This window comes from Curtobacterium sp. MCSS17_007 (assembly GCF_003234175.2).
In the GTDB taxonomy this organism is placed as follows: domain Bacteria; phylum Actinomycetota; class Actinomycetes; order Actinomycetales; family Microbacteriaceae; genus Curtobacterium.
This window is the reverse complement of sequence record NZ_CP126257.1, coordinates 1,658,026-1,675,166: the sequence shown is the minus strand read 5'-3', so window position 1 is coordinate 1,675,166 and position 17,141 is coordinate 1,658,026. Positions and strand designations below refer to the sequence as shown.

At 72.0% G+C, this 17,141-nt stretch carries 15 protein-coding genes and 1 tRNA gene; 14 read left to right on the top strand and 2 right to left on the bottom strand.

The genetic code is table 11. The annotated features are described in order from the left end of the window. The first annotated feature begins 14 nt into the window (after positions 1-14). The 4 genes from DEJ22_RS07920 (at position 15) to DEJ22_RS07905 (ending at position 3,502) form a co-directional block, all read left to right on the top strand. Positions 15-224, top strand: coding sequence for a hypothetical protein (locus DEJ22_RS07920; RefSeq protein ID WP_058727828.1), 210 nt, complete (start codon positions 15-17; stop codon positions 222-224). A gap of 88 nt (positions 225-312) precedes the next feature. After that, a complete protein-coding gene (locus tag DEJ22_RS07915; RefSeq protein ID WP_111226076.1) occupies positions 313-1,641 on the top strand; it encodes an NAD(P)/FAD-dependent oxidoreductase in 1,329 nt (442 codons plus the stop codon). A 128-nt stretch (positions 1,642-1,769) separates the two neighbouring features. Beyond that, positions 1,770-2,909, top strand: a complete 1,140-nt coding sequence (locus tag DEJ22_RS07910) for a zinc-dependent alcohol dehydrogenase (RefSeq protein ID WP_111226075.1) — start codon at positions 1,770-1,772, stop codon at positions 2,907-2,909. An 11-nt stretch (positions 2,910-2,920) separates the two neighbouring features. Beyond that, complete coding sequence (locus tag DEJ22_RS07905; protein WP_258379527.1) at positions 2,921-3,502, top strand: CxxCxxCC domain-containing protein; 582 nt, start codon at positions 2,921-2,923, stop codon at positions 3,500-3,502. Between the two features lie 337 nt (positions 3,503-3,839). Here the strand turns inward: DEJ22_RS07905 and DEJ22_RS07900 are convergent. Next, positions 3,840-3,925 (bottom strand) — tRNA-Leu (locus tag DEJ22_RS07900). A 200-nt stretch (positions 3,926-4,125) separates the two neighbouring features. Here DEJ22_RS07900 and DEJ22_RS07895 point away from each other — a divergent pair. The 3 genes from DEJ22_RS07895 (at position 4,126) to mshC (ending at position 7,575) form a co-directional block, all read left to right on the top strand. Continuing rightward, entirely contained in the window at positions 4,126-5,442 is a 1,317-nt protein-coding gene (locus tag DEJ22_RS07895; protein ID WP_111226074.1) for a M20/M25/M40 family metallo-hydrolase, read from the top strand. A gap of 61 nt (positions 5,443-5,503) precedes the next feature. Further along, positions 5,504-6,334 carry an undecaprenyl-diphosphate phosphatase gene (locus DEJ22_RS07890; protein ID WP_111226073.1) on the top strand — a complete coding sequence of 277 codons (831 nt, stop codon included), beginning with the start codon at positions 5,504-5,506 and terminating at the stop codon, positions 6,332-6,334. After that, positions 6,331-7,575 (top strand): cysteine--1-D-myo-inosityl 2-amino-2-deoxy-alpha-D-glucopyranoside ligase, encoded by a 1,245-nt coding sequence (mshC, locus tag DEJ22_RS07885; RefSeq protein ID WP_111226072.1) that lies wholly within the window; start codon positions 6,331-6,333, stop codon positions 7,573-7,575. The genes DEJ22_RS07890 and mshC overlap by 4 nt, the downstream gene beginning before the upstream one ends. 200 nt (positions 7,576-7,775) lie before the next feature. Here mshC and DEJ22_RS07880 read toward each other — a convergent pair whose 3' ends face one another. Continuing rightward, positions 7,776-8,711 carry a proteasome assembly chaperone family protein gene (locus tag DEJ22_RS07880; RefSeq protein ID WP_111226071.1) on the bottom strand — a complete coding sequence of 312 codons (936 nt, stop codon included), beginning with the start codon at positions 8,709-8,711 and terminating at the stop codon, positions 7,776-7,778. Between the two features lie 148 nt (positions 8,712-8,859). Between DEJ22_RS07880 and DEJ22_RS07875 the strand changes: the two genes are divergently transcribed. The 7 genes from DEJ22_RS07875 to DEJ22_RS07845 all read left to right on the top strand — a co-directional run bounded on the left by DEJ22_RS07875 (position 8,860) and on the right by DEJ22_RS07845 (position 17,131). Continuing rightward, positions 8,860-9,570, top strand: coding sequence for an HAD family hydrolase (locus tag DEJ22_RS07875; protein ID WP_258379526.1), 711 nt, complete (start codon positions 8,860-8,862; stop codon positions 9,568-9,570). Beyond that, positions 9,567-10,661 (top strand): tRNA (adenine-N1)-methyltransferase, encoded by a 1,095-nt coding sequence (locus DEJ22_RS07870; RefSeq protein WP_258379525.1) that lies wholly within the window; start codon positions 9,567-9,569, stop codon positions 10,659-10,661. Before DEJ22_RS07875 ends, DEJ22_RS07870 begins: the two co-directional genes overlap by 4 nt. 40 nt (positions 10,662-10,701) lie before the next feature. After that, on the top strand, positions 10,702-11,628 hold the full coding sequence (locus tag DEJ22_RS07865) for an FKBP-type peptidyl-prolyl cis-trans isomerase (RefSeq protein WP_111226070.1): 927 nt from the start codon (positions 10,702-10,704) through the stop codon (positions 11,626-11,628). 71 nt (positions 11,629-11,699) lie between these two features. Further along, entirely contained in the window at positions 11,700-12,740 is a 1,041-nt protein-coding gene (locus DEJ22_RS07860) for a helix-turn-helix transcriptional regulator (protein WP_111226069.1), read from the top strand. Beyond that, a complete protein-coding gene (locus DEJ22_RS07855) occupies positions 12,733-13,704 on the top strand; it encodes a helix-turn-helix transcriptional regulator (protein WP_111226068.1) in 972 nt (323 codons plus the stop codon). The genes DEJ22_RS07860 and DEJ22_RS07855 overlap by 8 nt, the downstream gene beginning before the upstream one ends. Before the next feature lie 233 nt (positions 13,705-13,937). Further along, positions 13,938-14,690, top strand: a complete 753-nt coding sequence (tatC, locus tag DEJ22_RS07850) for a twin-arginine translocase subunit TatC (protein WP_111226411.1) — start codon at positions 13,938-13,940, stop codon at positions 14,688-14,690. Further along, the gene (locus DEJ22_RS07845; protein WP_111226067.1) at positions 14,690-17,131 is read left to right on the top strand and encodes a DEAD/DEAH box helicase; all 2,442 of its coding nucleotides are present in this window, start codon (positions 14,690-14,692) and stop codon (positions 17,129-17,131) included. Before tatC ends, DEJ22_RS07845 begins: the two co-directional genes overlap by 1 nt. Positions 17,132-17,141 lie beyond the last annotated feature (10 nt).

Here is a 17,141-nt window from a genome sequence, read left to right as displayed (position 1 = left end):
TCCGGGGTCCCCGCGTGATCGAGCCCGTCGACGACCGCACGTGGCTCGTGAAGCGCACACCCGAGTCCTCGCCCGAGGCGATCATCGACCGCTTCGGCGGCGGCTACCGCCTGCGTCGGTTCTCGCTCACCGAGTCCCGCCGCACCCAGCACGGCGTCTACACCGGCCCCGAGCTGGCCGAGACCGCCTGGTGGCGCCTGCAGGACCGTCCGCGCGGACGGTGACGGGCCGAGCGACCGATCCGGCTGCGGTGCGCGGACCGGGCGGCGCGGCTTGGTGACGTCACAGGGGTTCTTCCGGTAGACCGGGTGCATGGCAGACTCCATCCCTCACGTCCTCGTCCTCGGCGGCGGTTCCGCCGGCTACACCACGGTCAAGCAGCTCCAGAAGCACGCCGCGACCGTGCCGATGCGGATCACGCTGGTGGACCAGAACACGTACTACACGTACCTGCCGTTCCTGCCGGAGGTCGCCGGCGGCCACATCGCGCCGAAGGACGTGACCTTCGAACTGCGTCGTGCGCTGAAGAAGACCCGCGTCATCCAGGGCAAGGTCACCGGGATCTCGTCGAAGGACAAGACGGTGTCGATCGCCACGGCGGGCGGCGACGACCGCACGCTCGGCTACGACCAGCTCGTCGTCGCGCTCGGCTCGGTCACCCGCACCTTCCCGACCCCCGGGCTCGAGGAGCACGGCGTCGGCTTCAAGACCGTGGAGGAGGCGGCCTACGTCCGCGCGAAGCTCCTCGACAACATCGCGAAGGCCGCCGCGACCCGCGACGAGGACGAGCGTCGCCGTCTGCTCACGAGCATCTTCATCGGCGGTGGCTACACCGGCGTCGAGGCGATCGGTGAGCTCTTCGACGTGTCGCAGGCCGCCATCAAGACGTACCCGTCGCTCGCGGGTGAGCAGCCCCGTTGGGTGCTCATCGACGCGCTCGACCGCGTCGCGCCGGAGGTCGGTCCGGAGCTGTCGAAGTGGACCCTCGAGTCGCTCCGTGCCCGCGGGATCGACGTCCGCCTGAAGACGACGATGCCGAGCTGCGAGGGCGGCGTCGTCAAGCTGTCCGACGGTGACGAGTTCGCCGCCGGGCTCATCGTCTGGACCGCCGGCGTGAAGCCGAACCCGCTGCTCGACGCGTCCGACCTGCCGCGCGGCCCGAAGGGCCACCTCGCGGCGAACGCGAAGCTGCAGGTCGAGGCCGAGGACACCCACGAGGTCGTCCCGGGCGTCTGGGGTCTCGGCGACGTCGCGCAGGTCCCCGACCTGACCGCGGAGAAGCAGCCGGCCTACTACCCGCCGAACGCCCAGAACGCGGTCCGTCAGGCCGTCGTCGCGGCGGACAACGTGGTCGCAACGATCACGGGGAAGCCGCTCGAGGAGTACCGCCACCCGTCGATCGGCACCGTCGCCTCGTACGGCGTCGGCAAGGGCGCGGGCAACATCAAGGGCGTCAAGATGACGAACCTCCTCGCCTGGCTCGCGCACCGCTCGTACCACGTGTACGCGATGCCGACGCTGAACCGGAAGGTCCGGATCGTCATCGGTTGGATCACCGGTGCGGTGTCCGGTCGCGACGCGACCTCCCTCATCAAGGAGACCGACCCGCGACGCAACTTCGTCGAGGCCTCGAAGAGCTGACGCACGTCGACGTCACCACGTGACGGACGGGAGGCGCGGTGCCGGCTGGCACCGCGCCTCCCGTCCTTTGTGTGTCGGCACCCACCGGCAGAGGACCACCGTGGCGCGCACGAGCGAGAGGAGCGCCCATGCGCGCCATGACGTACCGCGGGCCGTACCGGGTCCGCGTCGAGGAGAAGCCGGACCCGCGGATCGAACACCCGAACGACGCGATCGTCCGGGTGGAACGGGCGGCGATCTGCGGTTCGGACCTGCACCTGTACCACGGCATGATGCCGGACACCCGCGTCGGGCACACGTTCGGCCACGAGTTCATCGGCGTCGTCGAGCAGGTCGGACCGTCCGTCCGGAGCCTGGCGGTCGGGGACCGGGTGATGGTGCCCTTCCACATCTCCTGCGGCAGCTGCTGGTTCTGCGCCAGGGGACTCTTCACGAACTGCCACAACGTGAACCCGAACGCCACGGCGGTCGGCGGCATCTTCGGCTACTCGCACACCACGGGCGGGTACGACGGCGGCCAGGCCGAGCGCGTCCGCGTGCCGTTCGCCGACGTCGGACCCCAGGTGATCCCGGAGTGGCTGGACCCCGACGACGCCCTGATGATGACGGACGCGCTCGGCACGGGGTACTTCGGCGCGCAGCTCGCGTCGATCCGTGAGGGCGACACGGTGGTGGTGCTCGGCGCGGGTCCCGTGGGGCTGTACGCCGCGAAGTCGGCGTGGTTCATGGGCGCCGGTCGGGTGATCGTCGTCGACCAGCTGGAGTACCGGCTCGAGAAGGCGCGGACGTTCGCGCAGGCCGAGACGATCAACTTCGCCGAGGTTGACGACGTCGTGCTCGAGATGAAGAAGCAGACCGACTTCCTCGGTGCGGACAGCGTGATCGACGCGGTCGGGGCCGAGGCCGACGGCAACTTCACCCAGCAGCTGACGAGCGCCAAGCTCAAGCTGCAGGGCGGGTCGCCGACGGCGCTCAACTGGGCGATCGACGGCGTCCGCAAGGGCGGCACGGTGTCGGCGATGGGCGCCTACGGCCCGATCCCGAACGCGGTGAAGTTCGGCGACGCCATGAACAAGGGCGTCACCGTCCACATGAACCAGGCGCCCGTGAAGCGCCAGTGGCCGCGGCTGCTCGAGCACATCCAGGCCGGCCACCTGAAGCCGAGCGAGATCATCACCCACCGGATCCCGCTGGAGCACATCGACGAGGCGTACCACCTGTTCTCGGCGAAGCTCGACGACTGCATCAAGACGGTGATCGTGCCGTGAAGGAGACACCCGTGACCGACAACACGCCCTACATCGCCGACCCGCCCCGACGGGTGCCGTCGTCGGCAGAGCTCCGCGAGCGCATCCCCGGGTGGGGGAGCGACCTCGACGTCGCCGACCGTCCGTCGGTCCCGAAGCTCTCCCGCGAGGTCGGACTCGCCTCGGGCGCCCACTGGGACGTGCCCGAGCAGCAGCCCGGAGCCGAGGGCCGCGAGCGGTCGATCGAGCACGCCCACGTCACGCCGGTGTTCGGGACGGCGCAGCCGCTGTCCGGGCTGCCCCGTGTCGTCAAGCGGTACGCCTACCGCCGGTTCAGCGAGGGCCGGCTCGCGCACTGGATGCTCCTCGTCGTCGGAGACCGGCTCGACGTCGCGACGCACCGGGTGACCGATGCGTTCCGCGGCCGCCCGGACCGGGTCGTGCACGAAACCGGTGTCCGCGCCGAGTGGCGGGCGCACCCGGTGCGGTCACGGACCGGGTCCTCACGACGGGACTGGCGCCACGGGCTGCTGGACCCGCTCGTGGCCAACTGGGGGTGGCTGGCCGCGCTCGGCGGCGTGGTGCTCGTGGTGCGGCGACTGCGTCGCCGCTGACGCCCCGCGGACGGACCGCACGACGGCGGCCGACCGGATCGGGGGTGGCCGCCGGCCCGAACCTGCCCCGCTCCGGACGGGAGGCGCGGCGCGTCCCCGCCCCGCGCCTCCCGTCCGGTGCCCGGCCGGGTCGGTTCGCAGTCGGGTGTGGAGGCGCGGCGCGGTCGCGCGGCCCGTCCGCGCTCCTTGCGCGACGAGACCGCTGTCGGTCGACAGCGTCTTCGTCGCGCACGCCGCACGCCCGCGGGGCCTGGGTGCAGCGATGGCGATGCTCGCCGGCGGCCGACCAACAGGAGATGCCCCTGGCCGAAAGGCCAGGGGCATCTCCTGTTTCCTGTGTCCGAGGGGGGACTTGAACCCCCACGCCCTAATACGGGCACTAGCACCTCAAGCTAGCGCGTCTACCAATTCCGCCACCCGGACAGGGTGTTCTTCACTTGTTCGGCTGTCGTTCCGGGCTGTTTCCCCGGCGTTCCTGCCGAGAGAAGACACTAGCACGGCTCTGAACGCACGATGAACACGGCCGTGCATCCCGGGCGAGTCCCCTGGAACGGGTGCGGGAACGGCGAGGGGGCAGGGGGCCCCGACCGGTCGACGCGCGGGCTGCCGGTAGCGTTGGCGGCATGAGCGACGCCCAGCCGACCGAGCCGGACCTCGAGGCCACCGCCGCCATCGCGCGGGATCTCATCCGCTTCGACACCACGAACTGGGGTGAGGGCAGGTCGGCCGGCGAGACCGAGGCGGCGCACTACGTCGAGGCGGCGCTGCGCGACCTGGGCCTCCAGCCGCAGCTCTTCGAGTCGGAGCCGGACCGTGTGAGCGTGGTCGCCCGTGTGGCGGGGCGGAACGCCGACAAGCCGGCGCTGGTCGTGCACGGCCACCTCGACGTCGTCCCCGCCGACCCGGAGAACTGGACCGTCGACCCGTTCGGCGGCGTCGTCCGTGACGGGATGCTCTGGGGCCGCGGCGCCGTGGACATGAAGAACATGGACGCGATGATGCTGACGTCCCTCGCCGACGTCGTCGAGCGGCAGGGCGCTCCGGAGCGGGACCTCGTGATCGCGTTCTTCGCCGACGAGGAGGCCGGCGGGGTGCTCGGCGCCCACCACGTCGTCGACACGCACCCGGAGGTCTTCGCCGGCGCGACCGAGGCGGTCAGCGAGGTCGGCGGCTACTCGGTGACGCTCGGCGGGCAGCGTGCCTACCTGCTGCAGACCGGCGAGAAGGCCCTGATGTGGATCAAGCTCGTCGCCCGCGGCACGGCTGCGCACGGCTCGCACGTCATGCGCGACAACGCGGTGACCAAGGTGGCCGCGGCGGTGGCCAGGATCGGCGCCGAGGAGTGGCCGGTCCGGCTCTCCGGCACGACCGAGGCGATGGTCCGTGAGCTCGCGCGGCTGCTGGGCGTCGATCCCGTGACGACCGGGCCGGACGAGGTCGCCCTGGCGACGGGGTCCGCGTCGCGCTTCATCCACGCGGCGCTGCACACGACGACCAACCCGACGGTCCTCCGCGCCGGGTACAAGCACAACGTGATCCCGGACACAGCCGAGGCGCTCGTCGACCTCCGCTGCCTGCCGGGCGACGAGGACGCCGTGCTCGAGCGGGTCCGGGAGCTCGCCGGCGACGACGTGGAGGTCGTCATGACCCACCGCGACGTCGGCCTCGAGCAGGACTTCGGCGGGCCGCTCGTCGACGCCGTGCGCGACACGCTCGAGCGCCACGACCCGGGGGCTCCGGTCCTGCCGTACCTGCTCTCCGGCGGCACCGACAACAAGGCCATGTCGCGGCTGGGGATCGCTGGGTACGGGTTCGTCCCGCTGCGGCTGCCGGAGGACGTCGACTTCCCGGCGATGTTCCACGGGGTCGACGAGCGCGTGCCCCTCGATGCCCTGGCCTTCGGGCGGCGCGTCCTCGGCGACCTGCTCGCCACGTACTGATACATTGCCGGGTCGCCCGTCGGAGGCGACCCGTGACGACCGGCACGAAAGGCCCCGTTCGATGCACATCCTCGAGGCGATCTTCCTCGGCTTCGTGCAGGGACTCACCGAGTTCCTGCCCGTGTCCTCCAGTGCGCACCTGCGCATCGTCGGGCTGTTCCTGCCCGACGCGAAGGACCCGGGTGCCGCGTTCACCGCGGTGACGCAGCTCGGCACCGAGACCGCCGTCCTCATCTACTTCTGGAAGGACATCATCCGGATCATCGGACGGTGGTTCCGTTCGGTGTTCCGGCGCGACGTCCCGAAGGGCGACCCGGACGTGCGGCTCGGGTGGCTGGTGATCCTCGGCACGATCCCGATCGGCGTCGCCGGGCTCCTGCTCAAGGACTCGATCGAGACGACCTTCCGCTCGCTGTGGATCGTCGCGATCGTCCTCATCGTGTTCGGCATCGTGCTCGGCGTGCTCGACGTCGTCGGGCGGAAGGTCCGGCCGATCGAGCAGATGACGTTCCGGAGCGGTCTGCTCATCGGCGTCGCCCAGATGCTCGCACTCGTGCCCGGCGTCTCGCGCTCCGGCGCCACGGTGTCGATGGGGCTCGCCCTCGGCTACACCCGACCGGCGGCGGCGCGCTTCGCGTTCCTCCTCGCCGTGCCGGCGGTGTTCCTGTCCGGCTTCTACGAGGCGGCGACGAGCCTCGGGGACCACGGGGCCCCCTTCGGACTGGTCGACACGCTCGTCGCGACCGTGGTGGCGTTCGTCGTCGGCTTCGTGGTGATCGCCGCGTTCATGAACTACATCGCCAAGCGGAGCTTCATGCCCTTCGTGGTCTACCGGATCGCGCTCGGTATCGTGCTCATCGTGTTGCTGTCGCTCGGAGTGATCCAGCCGTGAGGGCCTGGCAGGTCCCGTCCGTCCCGTCCGTCCCGGGCGACGCGCCCCGTCCCGTGGTGCACGACACCGCTGCCGGGCAGCCGGTGGACCCGACGCGCGGCGCGGAGGGTGCGACGCTCTACGTCTGCGGCATCACGCCGTACGACGCCACCCACCTCGGTCACGCGGCGACCTACCTGGCGTTCGACACGCTCGGCCGTGCCTGGCGGGACGCGGGGCTCGAGGTCGAGTACGCGCAGAACACCACCGACGTCGACGACCCGCTGCTCGAGCGTGCTGCTCGCGACGGCGTCGACTGGCGGGAGCTCGCCGCGTCGCAGATCGACCTGTTCCGTCGCGACATGGAGGCGCTCCGGGTCCTGCCGCCGGACGACTTCGTCGCGGTGACCGACGAGGTCGAGCGGATCGCCGAGGCCGTCGCGTACCTGCAGGAGACCGGGTACGCCTACGACGTGCCGACCGACGGTGCCGAGGGCGACGACGTCTACTTCGACGTCAACCGCCCGACGGAGGCATGGGTGCTCGGCGACGAGAGCCGCCTCGACCGCGAGACGATGACCGTCCTGTCGGCGGAGCGCGGCGGCGACCCCGAGCGCCCCGGCAAGCGCGACCCGCTCGACCCGCTGCTGTGGCGCGCCGCGAGGGAGGGCGAACCGAGCTGGGACACCGCCGTCGGTCCCGGGCGTCCGGGATGGCACATCGAGTGCAGCGTCATCGCGGGCGACCGTCTGGGCCTGCCGATCAGCGTGCAGGGCGGAGGCAGTGACCTCGTCTTCCCGCACCACGAGATGAGTGCCGGGCACGCCGCGGCGCTCGCGCACCAGCCGCTCGCGAACGCGTTCGTGCACACCGGGATGATCGCCTACCAGGGGTCGAAGATCTCGAAGTCGCTCGGCAACCTCGTCACCGTGCGGGGTCTGCTCGACGACGGCGCCGACCCCCGGGCGATCCGGCTCGCGCTGCTGTCGCACAAGTACTCGGACGACTGGGAGTGGTTCGACGGTGAGCTGTCGAGCGCGACCACCCGGCTGGTGACCTGGGACGCGTGGGCATCGGGGGACGCTCCGGGGCACGAGGACGACGCGGACGACGCGATCGCCCGGATCCGCGCCCGCGTCGCGGACGACCTCGACACGCCCGGCGCCGTCGCCGCGGTCGACACCGCGATCGCGGCGGGGACGCGCGCGACGCCGGAGCTCGTCGACCTGGTCGACGCGTTGCTCGGCATCCGCCTGGCCTGAGTCCGGGGCCCGCCCCGCTCCGGCGAGGTCCCGGGACTCCCCGTGGGCACGACGCCGCGGTTCCACGTACAGCCCCGGCCGACGCCGAGAGCACATCGTCCTGGGACCTCGGCGACGCCGACCGACGCGACCGGCACCACGACGGACGGGAGGCGCGGTGCCAGCTGGCACCGCGCCTCCCGTCCGGACGTGTCCCGCGGCTACTGCTGCGGGGGCTGCGGGGGCCGCCACGGGCCCTCGCCGCCGGCGGTGCCGCCGTCCTTGCCGTCCTTGCGCTCCCGGCGCCGGAGGTACTGCTCGAACTCCTGGGCGATCGCGTCGCCCGAGGCCTCGGGGGAGTCGACGGTGTCGCGCGCCTGCTCGAGCTGGCCGATGTAGCTCGCCATGTCCTCGTCGTCCGCGGCGAGGGCGTCGATGCCCTCCTCCCACTCCGTGGCCTCGTCGAGCAGGCTGCCCCGCGGGACCGTGACGTCCGCGAGCTCCTCGATCTTGTCGAGCAGCGAGAGGGTGGCCTTCGGCGACGGCGAGTTGTGCACGTAGTGCGGGACCGAGGCCCAGAGCGAGAGCGTCGTGAGGCCCGCGGTGTCCATCGCGTCGGACAGCACGCCGAGGATGCCCGTCGGGCCCTCGTACGTCGACCGGTCGACGTCGAAGGCGGCACGCACGCCGGCGTTCTCGCTCGACACGAACACCGAGATCGGCCGGGTGTGCGGGACGTCGGCGAGCATCGCCCCGACGAAGACCACGGCGTCGATCGAGTACACGTCCGCCAGGTCGATGACCTCGGCGCAGAAGCCGCGCCAGGTCCGCGACGGCTCCGGCCCGACCAGGACGAAGACCTCGCGGTCGGACTCCGAACCGGCAGCGCCGATCACCGGGCGGCCCGCCGCACCGGGACCGTGGAGCACGATCCGGGGCCACTGGATGCCGCGGGAGCCGTCCTCGGCGATACCGACGTTCGGGCGGTTGAACTGGTAGTCGACGTACCGCTCGCCGTCGATCTCGCGCAGCTCGTCGAGCTCCAGTGCGTCGACGATGCGGCGGGCGAGGCCGCTGGCCGCCTCACCGGCATCGTTCCAGCCCTCGAACGCGACGACGAGCAGCCGTCCGTCGCTGAAGGGGGAGTGCTGTGGCACGGAGGGGCCTCCTGGTGGTGGAGCGGGGCACGCGCGACGCAGCGCGCGCGGCCGGACACGGTCGATCACCCAGGATAGGCCTCGGCGTGGCGTCGGCACCCCTCCGTCCGCCCGGAGCGGAACGCGCGCCCCGGTAGACTCGTCGCCCGTGACCGCCGAGCACCCCGAACGCGTCCTCCCCGCAGCCGTGCTGTGGGACATGGACGGCACGATCATCGACACCGAGCCGATCTGGCAGCAGTCCCAGGTCGAGCTGACCGCGCGGTACGACGCCGAGTGGACCCACGAGGACGGCCTGTCCCTGGTCGGGAGCGGCCTGGAGCGCTCGGGCGAGATCCTGCGCGACAAGGGCGTCGACATGGATGTCGAGGAGATCGTCCAGTGGATGACCGACTACGTGATGGAGCGGCTGCAGGCCGGTGAGTTGCCGTGGCGCCCCGGAGCGCGTGAGCTCGTCGAGGAGCTCCACGACCGCGGCGTCCCGACGGCCCTGGTGACGATGTCCCGCCGCAAGATGGCGCTCGTCACCGCCGACGCCCTGGGCGCCCGCGGCTTCCGCGTGGTGGTCGCCGGCGACGACGTCGACCGCCCCAAGCCGTACCCGGACGCGTACCTGGCGGCCGCCGCGCAGCTCGGGGTCGACCCGACCGCGTGCATCGCGATCGAGGACTCGGCCACCGGTGTCGCCTCCGCCGTCGCGTCCGGCGCGGTCACCGTCGCGGTCGAGCACATCGTGCCGCTGTCGGAGATCGCCGGCGGCGACGTGCACCTGACGACGCTCGCCGACGTGGACGTCGACCGACTCGTCGAACTGACCACCCCGGCCCTCGCGGCCCGTACCGAGACGGCGAGCCGATGACCGAGCAGACCCAGCAGCCCGACCAGACCCAGCAGCCCGGGCAGCCCGACGGGGTCGCGCTGCCGCACACCGCGGGCGGCGCCCCGCACACCCCGCCGCGCGGTCCCTTCCGCGCCGGTGACCGCGTGCAGCTCACCGGCCCGAAGGGCAAGCTCACGACGCTGTCGCTCGAGACCGCCGGCGAGTACCACACGCACCGCGGCGTGCTCCGGCACGACGACGTCATCGGGCAGCCCGACGGCTCCGTCATCCGGGCGAGCACCGGCGACGAGTACCTGGCGCTCCGTCCGCTCCTCAACGACTACGTGATGTCGATGCCGCGCGGTGCGGCGATCGTCTACCCGAAGGACGCGGCCCAGATCGTCGCGTTCGCCGACGTCTTCCCCGGTGCTCGCGTGGTCGAGGCCGGCGTCGGCTCCGGGGCGCTCTCGCTCTTCCTGCTCCGGGCGATCGGCCCGACCGGCCAGCTGCAGTCGTTCGAGCGCCGCGAGGAGTTCGCCGCGATCGCCCGCGGCAACGTCGGCACCTTCCTCGGTGCGGTCCCCGACAACTGGTCGGTGACCGTCGGCGACCTCGTCGAGGAGCTCCCCGGCGCCGCCGAGCCGCAGAGCGTCGACCGCGTGGTCCTCGACATGCTCGCGCCGTGGGAGTGCGTGGACGCCGCCGCCGACGCCCTCGTGCCCGGTGGCCTCATCGTCTGCTACGTGGCCACGGTCACGCAGCTCTCCCGCACGGCGGAGGCGCTCCGCGACACCGGCCGTTTCACCGACCCGCAGTCGAGCGAGACCCTCGTCCGGACCTGGCACGTCGAGGGGCTCGCCGTCCGGCCGGACCACCGCATGGTCGGGCACACCGGTTTCCTGGTCACGGCCCGACGCCTGGCCGACGGTGTCGTGCTGCCGAACCTGAAGCGTCGCGCAGGCAAGGTGGAGTTCTCGGACGAGGACGTCGAGGCCTGGACCCCCGGCGCCGTCGGCGAGCGTTCCGCCAGCGACAAGAAGCTCCGGAAGGTCGCCCGGCAGGCAGCCGCGCAGGCCCGGAAGGTCGCCGCTGCCGAGGCCGCCGCCGACCAGCCCGACGGCGACCGCTAGGCTACGCATGCCCGTCCAGCACCGAACGGAAAGAGGGTCCGTGCGCACCATCCCCGCACTCCTGGTCACCATCGGCCTCGCCGCCTCCCTCACGGGCTGCGCCGCGAGCGGAGCCGGTTCCGCACCGTCGGCGTGCCCCGCGCCCGGTGCCGCGTCGGCGGCGGTGACGGCGACGGGTGCGTTCGGCGAGGAGCCGGAGGTGTCGGTGCCGTCCGGACTGACGACGAAGGGCACCCAGGTCTCGGTCCTGCGCTCCGGCGACGGTCGACAGATCGAGGAGGGCACGCCCACCCTCGTCGAGTACACCCTGGTGGACGGCGCGACCGGCAAGGTCGCCCAGACCAGCGGCTACTCGGGTCAGACCGCACCGATCACGGCCGGAGCGGCGAACTACGGCGCGCTCGGCAGCGCGCTCGAGTGCGCGCACGTCGGGGACCGGCTCGCGGTCGCGCTGCCGAAGAGCGAGCTGAGCGGTGCGGCCACCGCGGTTCCGGGGTCGTCCAGCAAGGCCGAGGACGCCGTCGTCGCGGTCATGGACGTCAAGCAGGCGTTCGACGCTCGCGCGACGGGCACCCCGCAGCTCGCCGGCGACGGCATGCCCGCCGTCGTCCTGGCTCCCTCCGGCGCCCCGGGCATCACCATCCCGTCCTGGAGCGCACCCCAGGACGACGCCCTGCACCTGCTCCGCAAGGGGTCGGGCGCGAAGCTCACCGCGAAGGACTCCGCGGTCGTCAAGTACACGGCCGTGTCGTGGGCGGGCAGCAACGGCGACTCGTCGGTCGTCGGCTCGAACTGGACCGACGGCTCGGGCGCACAGGCGATCCCGCTGGCGAAGGGCCAGGTCATCGACGGCGTCCGGAACGCCGTCGTCGGCCACCGTGTGGGCGACCAGGTCCTCGCGATCGTCCACCAGCAGGACGGCACCACCGCGTACGTGATCGACGTGCTCGGCAAGATGCCCGCCTGACCCGAGCGACCCTCCACCGACCGCGGCGCGGGTGCACTCCCGTGCACCCGCGCTGCCGTAGGATCGGGCTCGTGCCAGCCACCCGAGCCCCCCGCGTCCCCGCCGAGGAGCGGCTCTTCAGCCTGGTGCTCGCGCTGCTCTCGACGGAGTCCGGGTTGACCAAGGCGGAGATCCTGGCCAACGTCCAGGGCTACCGGCAGCGGTACGCGCCCGGTGGCGACAACGCCTCGTTGGAGCGCCAGTTCGAGCGCGACAAGGACGACGTCCGCGAGCTCGGCATCCCCCTCGAGACCATCGAGACACCGGGTTCCGCCGGCAACAACCAGACGCTGCGGTACCGGATCCCGAAGGGCGAGTACGACCTGCCGCTCGACGTCCGCTTCACGCCGGACGAGTCGGCGCTGCTCTCGCTCGCCGCGATGGCCTGGCGTGAGGGCGCGTTGTCCACGGACTCGCGGCGCGCCCTGCTCAAGGTGCGCTCGGCCGGGTCGGACGACACCGAGTCGTCCGCCGGTCAGGCCCCGGCCGGCATGGCCGCCTACGCCCCGCGTCTCCGCGCACGGGACGCCGCGTTCGAGCCGCTGCGCTCCGCGCTCGACCGTGCGGCCGCCGTGCGCTTCGACTACATCACGCCGGGGGAGCACGAGCCCCGTCGACGGGAGCTCGCCCCGCTCGCGCTCGTGCAGCACGGCGGGCGCTGGATGCTCGCCGCGCACGAGTTCTCGACCGGTGGCACGAAGAACTACCTGCTGTCCCGCATCGTCGGACCGGTCTCGGTGCACCAGGCCGGACAGCACCCCGCGCCCGCCGGCGCCGCCGAGCGTGCGCTGGCCGAGCTGGACCGCGTGTGGTCCGAGCGCACCGCACGCATCGCGGTCGTCCCCGGTTCGGACGCCGAGCGCCGGTTGCAGCGTCGCCGCGGCACCGAGGTCGACACCGACGGCGTGCTCGTCGTGCACCACGTCGACCCGCAGATCCTCGCCGAGGACCTCGCGGCCTTCGGGCCGGAGGTCCGCGTGCTCGAGCCCGCCGACCTCCGCGAGCGGGTCGTCGCCCGGCTCCGCGCACTCGTCGCCGACCACACCGACCCCGCCGGAGCTGCCCGTGGCTGACCAGCAACCGCTCCAGGCGCAGGACAAGCTCGCGTTCCTGCTCGTCCTCGTGCCGTACCTCATCGACCACGAGCGCGTCTCGGTGGCCGAGGCCGCGCGGCACTTCGGTGTGCCCGAGCAGCGGATCCGCCGGGCGGTCGAGCTCATCGCGGTCTCCGGGGTGCCGGGCGAGACCATGCAGTACCAGCACGGCGACCTGTTCGACATCGCCTGGGACGACTTCGAGCAGAACGACATGATCGTCCTGACGAACCTCGTCGCGATCGACGACTCGCCCCGGCTCTCCGCGCGCGAGGCGTCGGCCCTCATCGCCGGGCTCCAGTACCTGTCGGCGCTGCCCGAGGCCGCCGACCGCGACGCCATCCGCGCGCTCATGGCGAAGCTCTCGCGCGGTGCCGGGGGAGCGGCGTCGAACGTCGCCGTCGGGCAGGACCTGCACGACGCCGCACTGACGACGATCCGCCGGGCGGTCGCCGACGGCCGCGGCCTCGCGTTCGAGTACGCCGGACCGCGGACCCGGGGTGGCACCCGCCGGGTCGACCCCCTGCGCGTCGAGTCCATCGACACGGACTGGTACCTGCGCGCGTGGGACCTCGACCGGCAGGCGCTCCGGACCTTCCGGCTCGACCGGATGTCCGCCGTGCGCGTGGACGACCGTCCCGCCGAGAAGTCCATCGACGACGTCGTGATCCCGGACACGCTCTTCCAGCAGTCCGGCGGGGACGTCATCGTCACGGTCGAGCTGGACTGCTCGTCGCTGCCGCTCGTCGCCGACTACCTGGCCGACACCGCCGACGCCGAGGACGCCGACGGTCGGGTGCGCATCCGACTGGCCGCGTCGAACGGCTTCGACGGCGTGGTGCGGCTCGTCGCCGGCCTGCCCGGGCGCGCGGTCGTGCTCGACCCGCCCGAGGCGCGCGACGCCGTGCGCGCCTTCGCCGAGGCGGCCCTCGCCGCCGAGTGACGCGGACAGGAGGCACGGTGCGACCCCGCCGCGCGCCTGCCGACCGGCGGTGGCCGGCCCCGTCGCAACACGGCCACGGCTCTCCAGCGGACCGTGGACACGCGGCCCCTGTGGGTCCGCCGTCCCGGGCCGGACTGTCGGTCCCGGTCCCGTAGGATCGGTCCATGGCTTCGACGACCGCGAGCGGACGAGCGGAGCGGCCCGGGCGCCCGAAGAAGGACGCCGACGGTCGCATGTCGCTCGGGCAGCACCTCATCGAGCTGCGGAACCGCCTGTTCAAGGCCGTGGTCGCGGTCGCCGTGTGCGCCGTCGGTGGCTGGTTCCTCACGCCGTTCGTGCTCGACGCCCTGCGCCAACCGGTCACGTCCCTGGCCGAGGTCGGCGGGCACACCGCCGAACTGAACTTCCCGATGATCACCGGAGCGTTCGACCTGCGGCTGCAGATCGCGATCACCATCGGCGTCGTCATCGCGAGCCCGGTGTGGCTCTACCAGATCTGGGCGTTCATCGTCCCGGCGCTCGTCCGGCGCGAGAAGCAGTACGTCTTCGGCTTCCTCGGCACCGCGATCCCGCTGTTCTTCGCGGGCTGCTGGTTCGGGTGGTACATCCTGCCGCACGTCGTCGGCATCCTCGGCAGCTTCGTCTCGGCACAGGACACCTCGATCGTCGATGCGAAGGCGTACTACGACTTCGTCATCAAGCTCATCGTCGCCGTCGGCATCGCCTTCGTGCTGCCCGTGTTCCTCGTGCTGCTGAACTTCGTCGGCGTGCTGTCGGCGAGCTCGATCATCCGGTCGTGGCGCATCGCGGTCGTCTGCATCCTGGTGTTCTGCGCCATCGTCACCCCGTCGGCCGACGTGATCTCGATGTTCCTGCTCGCGGTGCCGATGGTGGTGCTGTACCTCGCCGCCTGCCTGGTCGCGTGGCTGCACGACCGACGTCTCGCCAAGCGGCAGGCGAAGCTCGACGAGGAGTACGGACTCTGATGGCGACCGTCCCCAGCGCCGCCGAGCGCTTCCAGGCAGCGAAGGTGCGGAACCGCTCGCGGAACCTCGAACTGTTCCGCTCCGACCTGCGCTTCGACCTCGATCCGTTCCAGATCGCGGCGTGCGACGCGCTCGACCAGGGCCGCAGCGTCCTCGTGGCGGCGCCCACCGGTGCGGGCAAGACGATCGTGGCGGAGTTCGCGATCTGGCTCGCGATGCGCCAGCCCACGGCGAAGGTCTTCTACACGACGCCGATGAAGGCGCTGAGCAACCAGAAGTACAACGAGCTGGTCGCTGACTACGGCGAGTCCGAGGTCGGCCTGCTGACCGGTGACACCAACGTCAACCCGCGTGCCCGCGTCGTCGTCATGACGACCGAGGTGCTCCGCAACATGATCTACGCGGACTCCGACCTGCTCGACGACCTGGCGTGGGTCGTGCTCGACGAGGTGCACTACCTGGCCGACCGCTTCCGCGGCGCCGTGTGGGAAGAGGTCATCCTCCACCTGCCGACCGAGGTCCGGCTCGTCTCGCTGAGCGCGACCGTGTCGAACGCCGAGGAGTTCGGCGACTGGCTCCAGACGGTCCGTGGCGACACCGACGTGATCGTGTCCGAGGACCGTCCGGTCCCGCTCGAGCAGCACGTGCTGGTCGGCTCGAAGATGGTCGACCTGTTCGACTCGAGTGGCGCCGCGGCGACGAACCGCGTCAACCCGGAGCTGCTCCGGCTCGTCGGCGGTGCCTCGCGCAGCGAGCGGCACGGCGGGGGACACCGTGGACGTCGCGGCCGTGGGGGCTACCCGGAGCGCCGCGGCCCGCGCACCGAGAAGATGTACCGCGAGCAGATCGCGAAGGTGCTCGACGAGCGGATGCTGCTGCCCGCGATCTTCTTCGTGTTCAGCCGGAACGGCTGCGACCAGGGCGTCCGCCAGGTCCTGCGCTCGGGCATCTCCCTCACGACGGCCGACGAGCGCAACGAGATCCGCGAGACGGCCGAGTACCACTGCCGGACCCTGCTCGACGAGGACCTCGCCGTCCTCGGGTACTGGGAGTGGCTCGAGGGCCTCGAGCGCGGTGTGGCGGCCCACCACGCCGGGCTGCTGCCGGCCTTCAAGGAGGTCGTCGAGGACCTCTTCCAGCGCAAGCTCCTCAAGGTCGTCTTCGCCACCGAGACGCTCGCGCTCGGTGTGAACATGCCGGCGCGCACCGTCGTGCTCGAGAAGCTCGAGAAGTTCAACGGCGAGGCCCGGGTGCCGATCACGCCGGGGGAGTACACGCAGCTCACCGGCCGGGCTGGCCGCCGCGGCATCGACGTCGAGGGGCACTCGGTCATCCAGTGGTCGGACGGGCTCGACCCCCAGGCCGTCGCCTCGCTCGCGAGCCGCCGCACGTACCCGCTCAACTCGTCGTTCAAGCCGACCTACAACATGGCCGTGAACCTCATCGAGCAGTTCGGCCGACAGCGCACGCGCGAGGTCCTCGAGACGTCGTTCGCCCAGTTCCAGGCCGACCGCTCCGTCGTCGACCTCGCCCGTAAGGTCCGGTCGCAGCAGGAGTCCCTCGACGGCTACCAGCGCGCCATGGAGTGCCACCTCGGGGACTTCACCGAGTACGCCGCGTTGCGCCGACGGCTGTCCGACCTGGAGCGGACGAACGTGCCCGGCGGCCGTGAGGCCTCGCACGGTGCCCGTCAGGAGCGCCAGGCGGCCATCGCCGAGGTCCGTCGCCAGCTGCAGCGGCACCCCTGCCACGCCTGCCCGGACCGCGAGGCACACGCACGATGGGCCGAGCGCTGGTACAAGCTCAAGCGCGCCAACGACAAGCTCGTGCAGCAGATCCGCTCCCGTACGGGTGCGGTCGCCACGACCTTCGACCGGGTCACCGACGTGCTGCTGCAGCTCGGCTACCTCGTCGCGACGGGTGACGGCGAGGCCACGGTGGCTGCTGGTGGTCGTCGTCTGCAGCGCATCTACGGGGAGCGCGACCTGCTCGTCGCGGAGTGCCTCGAGGCCGGTGTCTGGAAGGACCTGACGCCGGCGCAGCTCGCCGCGATGGCCGCCACGATCGTGTACCAGCCCCGCCGCGAGGACGCACCCGGCACCGAGCACGCACTGCCGCGGGGCGCGTTCCGCCCGGCGCTCGACGAGACGCTGACGATCTGGGCACGACTCGACGACATCGAGCGGGACGCCCGCCTCGCCGGTTCGCAGCCGCCCACCCCGGCGATGTCGGTCGGCATGTTCCGGTGGGCGTCGGGCTCGGCGCTCGACGACGTGCTCCGCACCCTCGACATGCCGGCCGGTGACTTCGTGCGCTGGTCGAAGCAGGTGATCGACCTGCTCGACCAGGTCCGGAACGCCGGTGACGACGAACTGGCCCAGACCGCCCGTCGGGCGACGGACGCGGTGCGCCGCGGCATCGTCGCCTACGCGACGGTCTGACGGGAGGGCA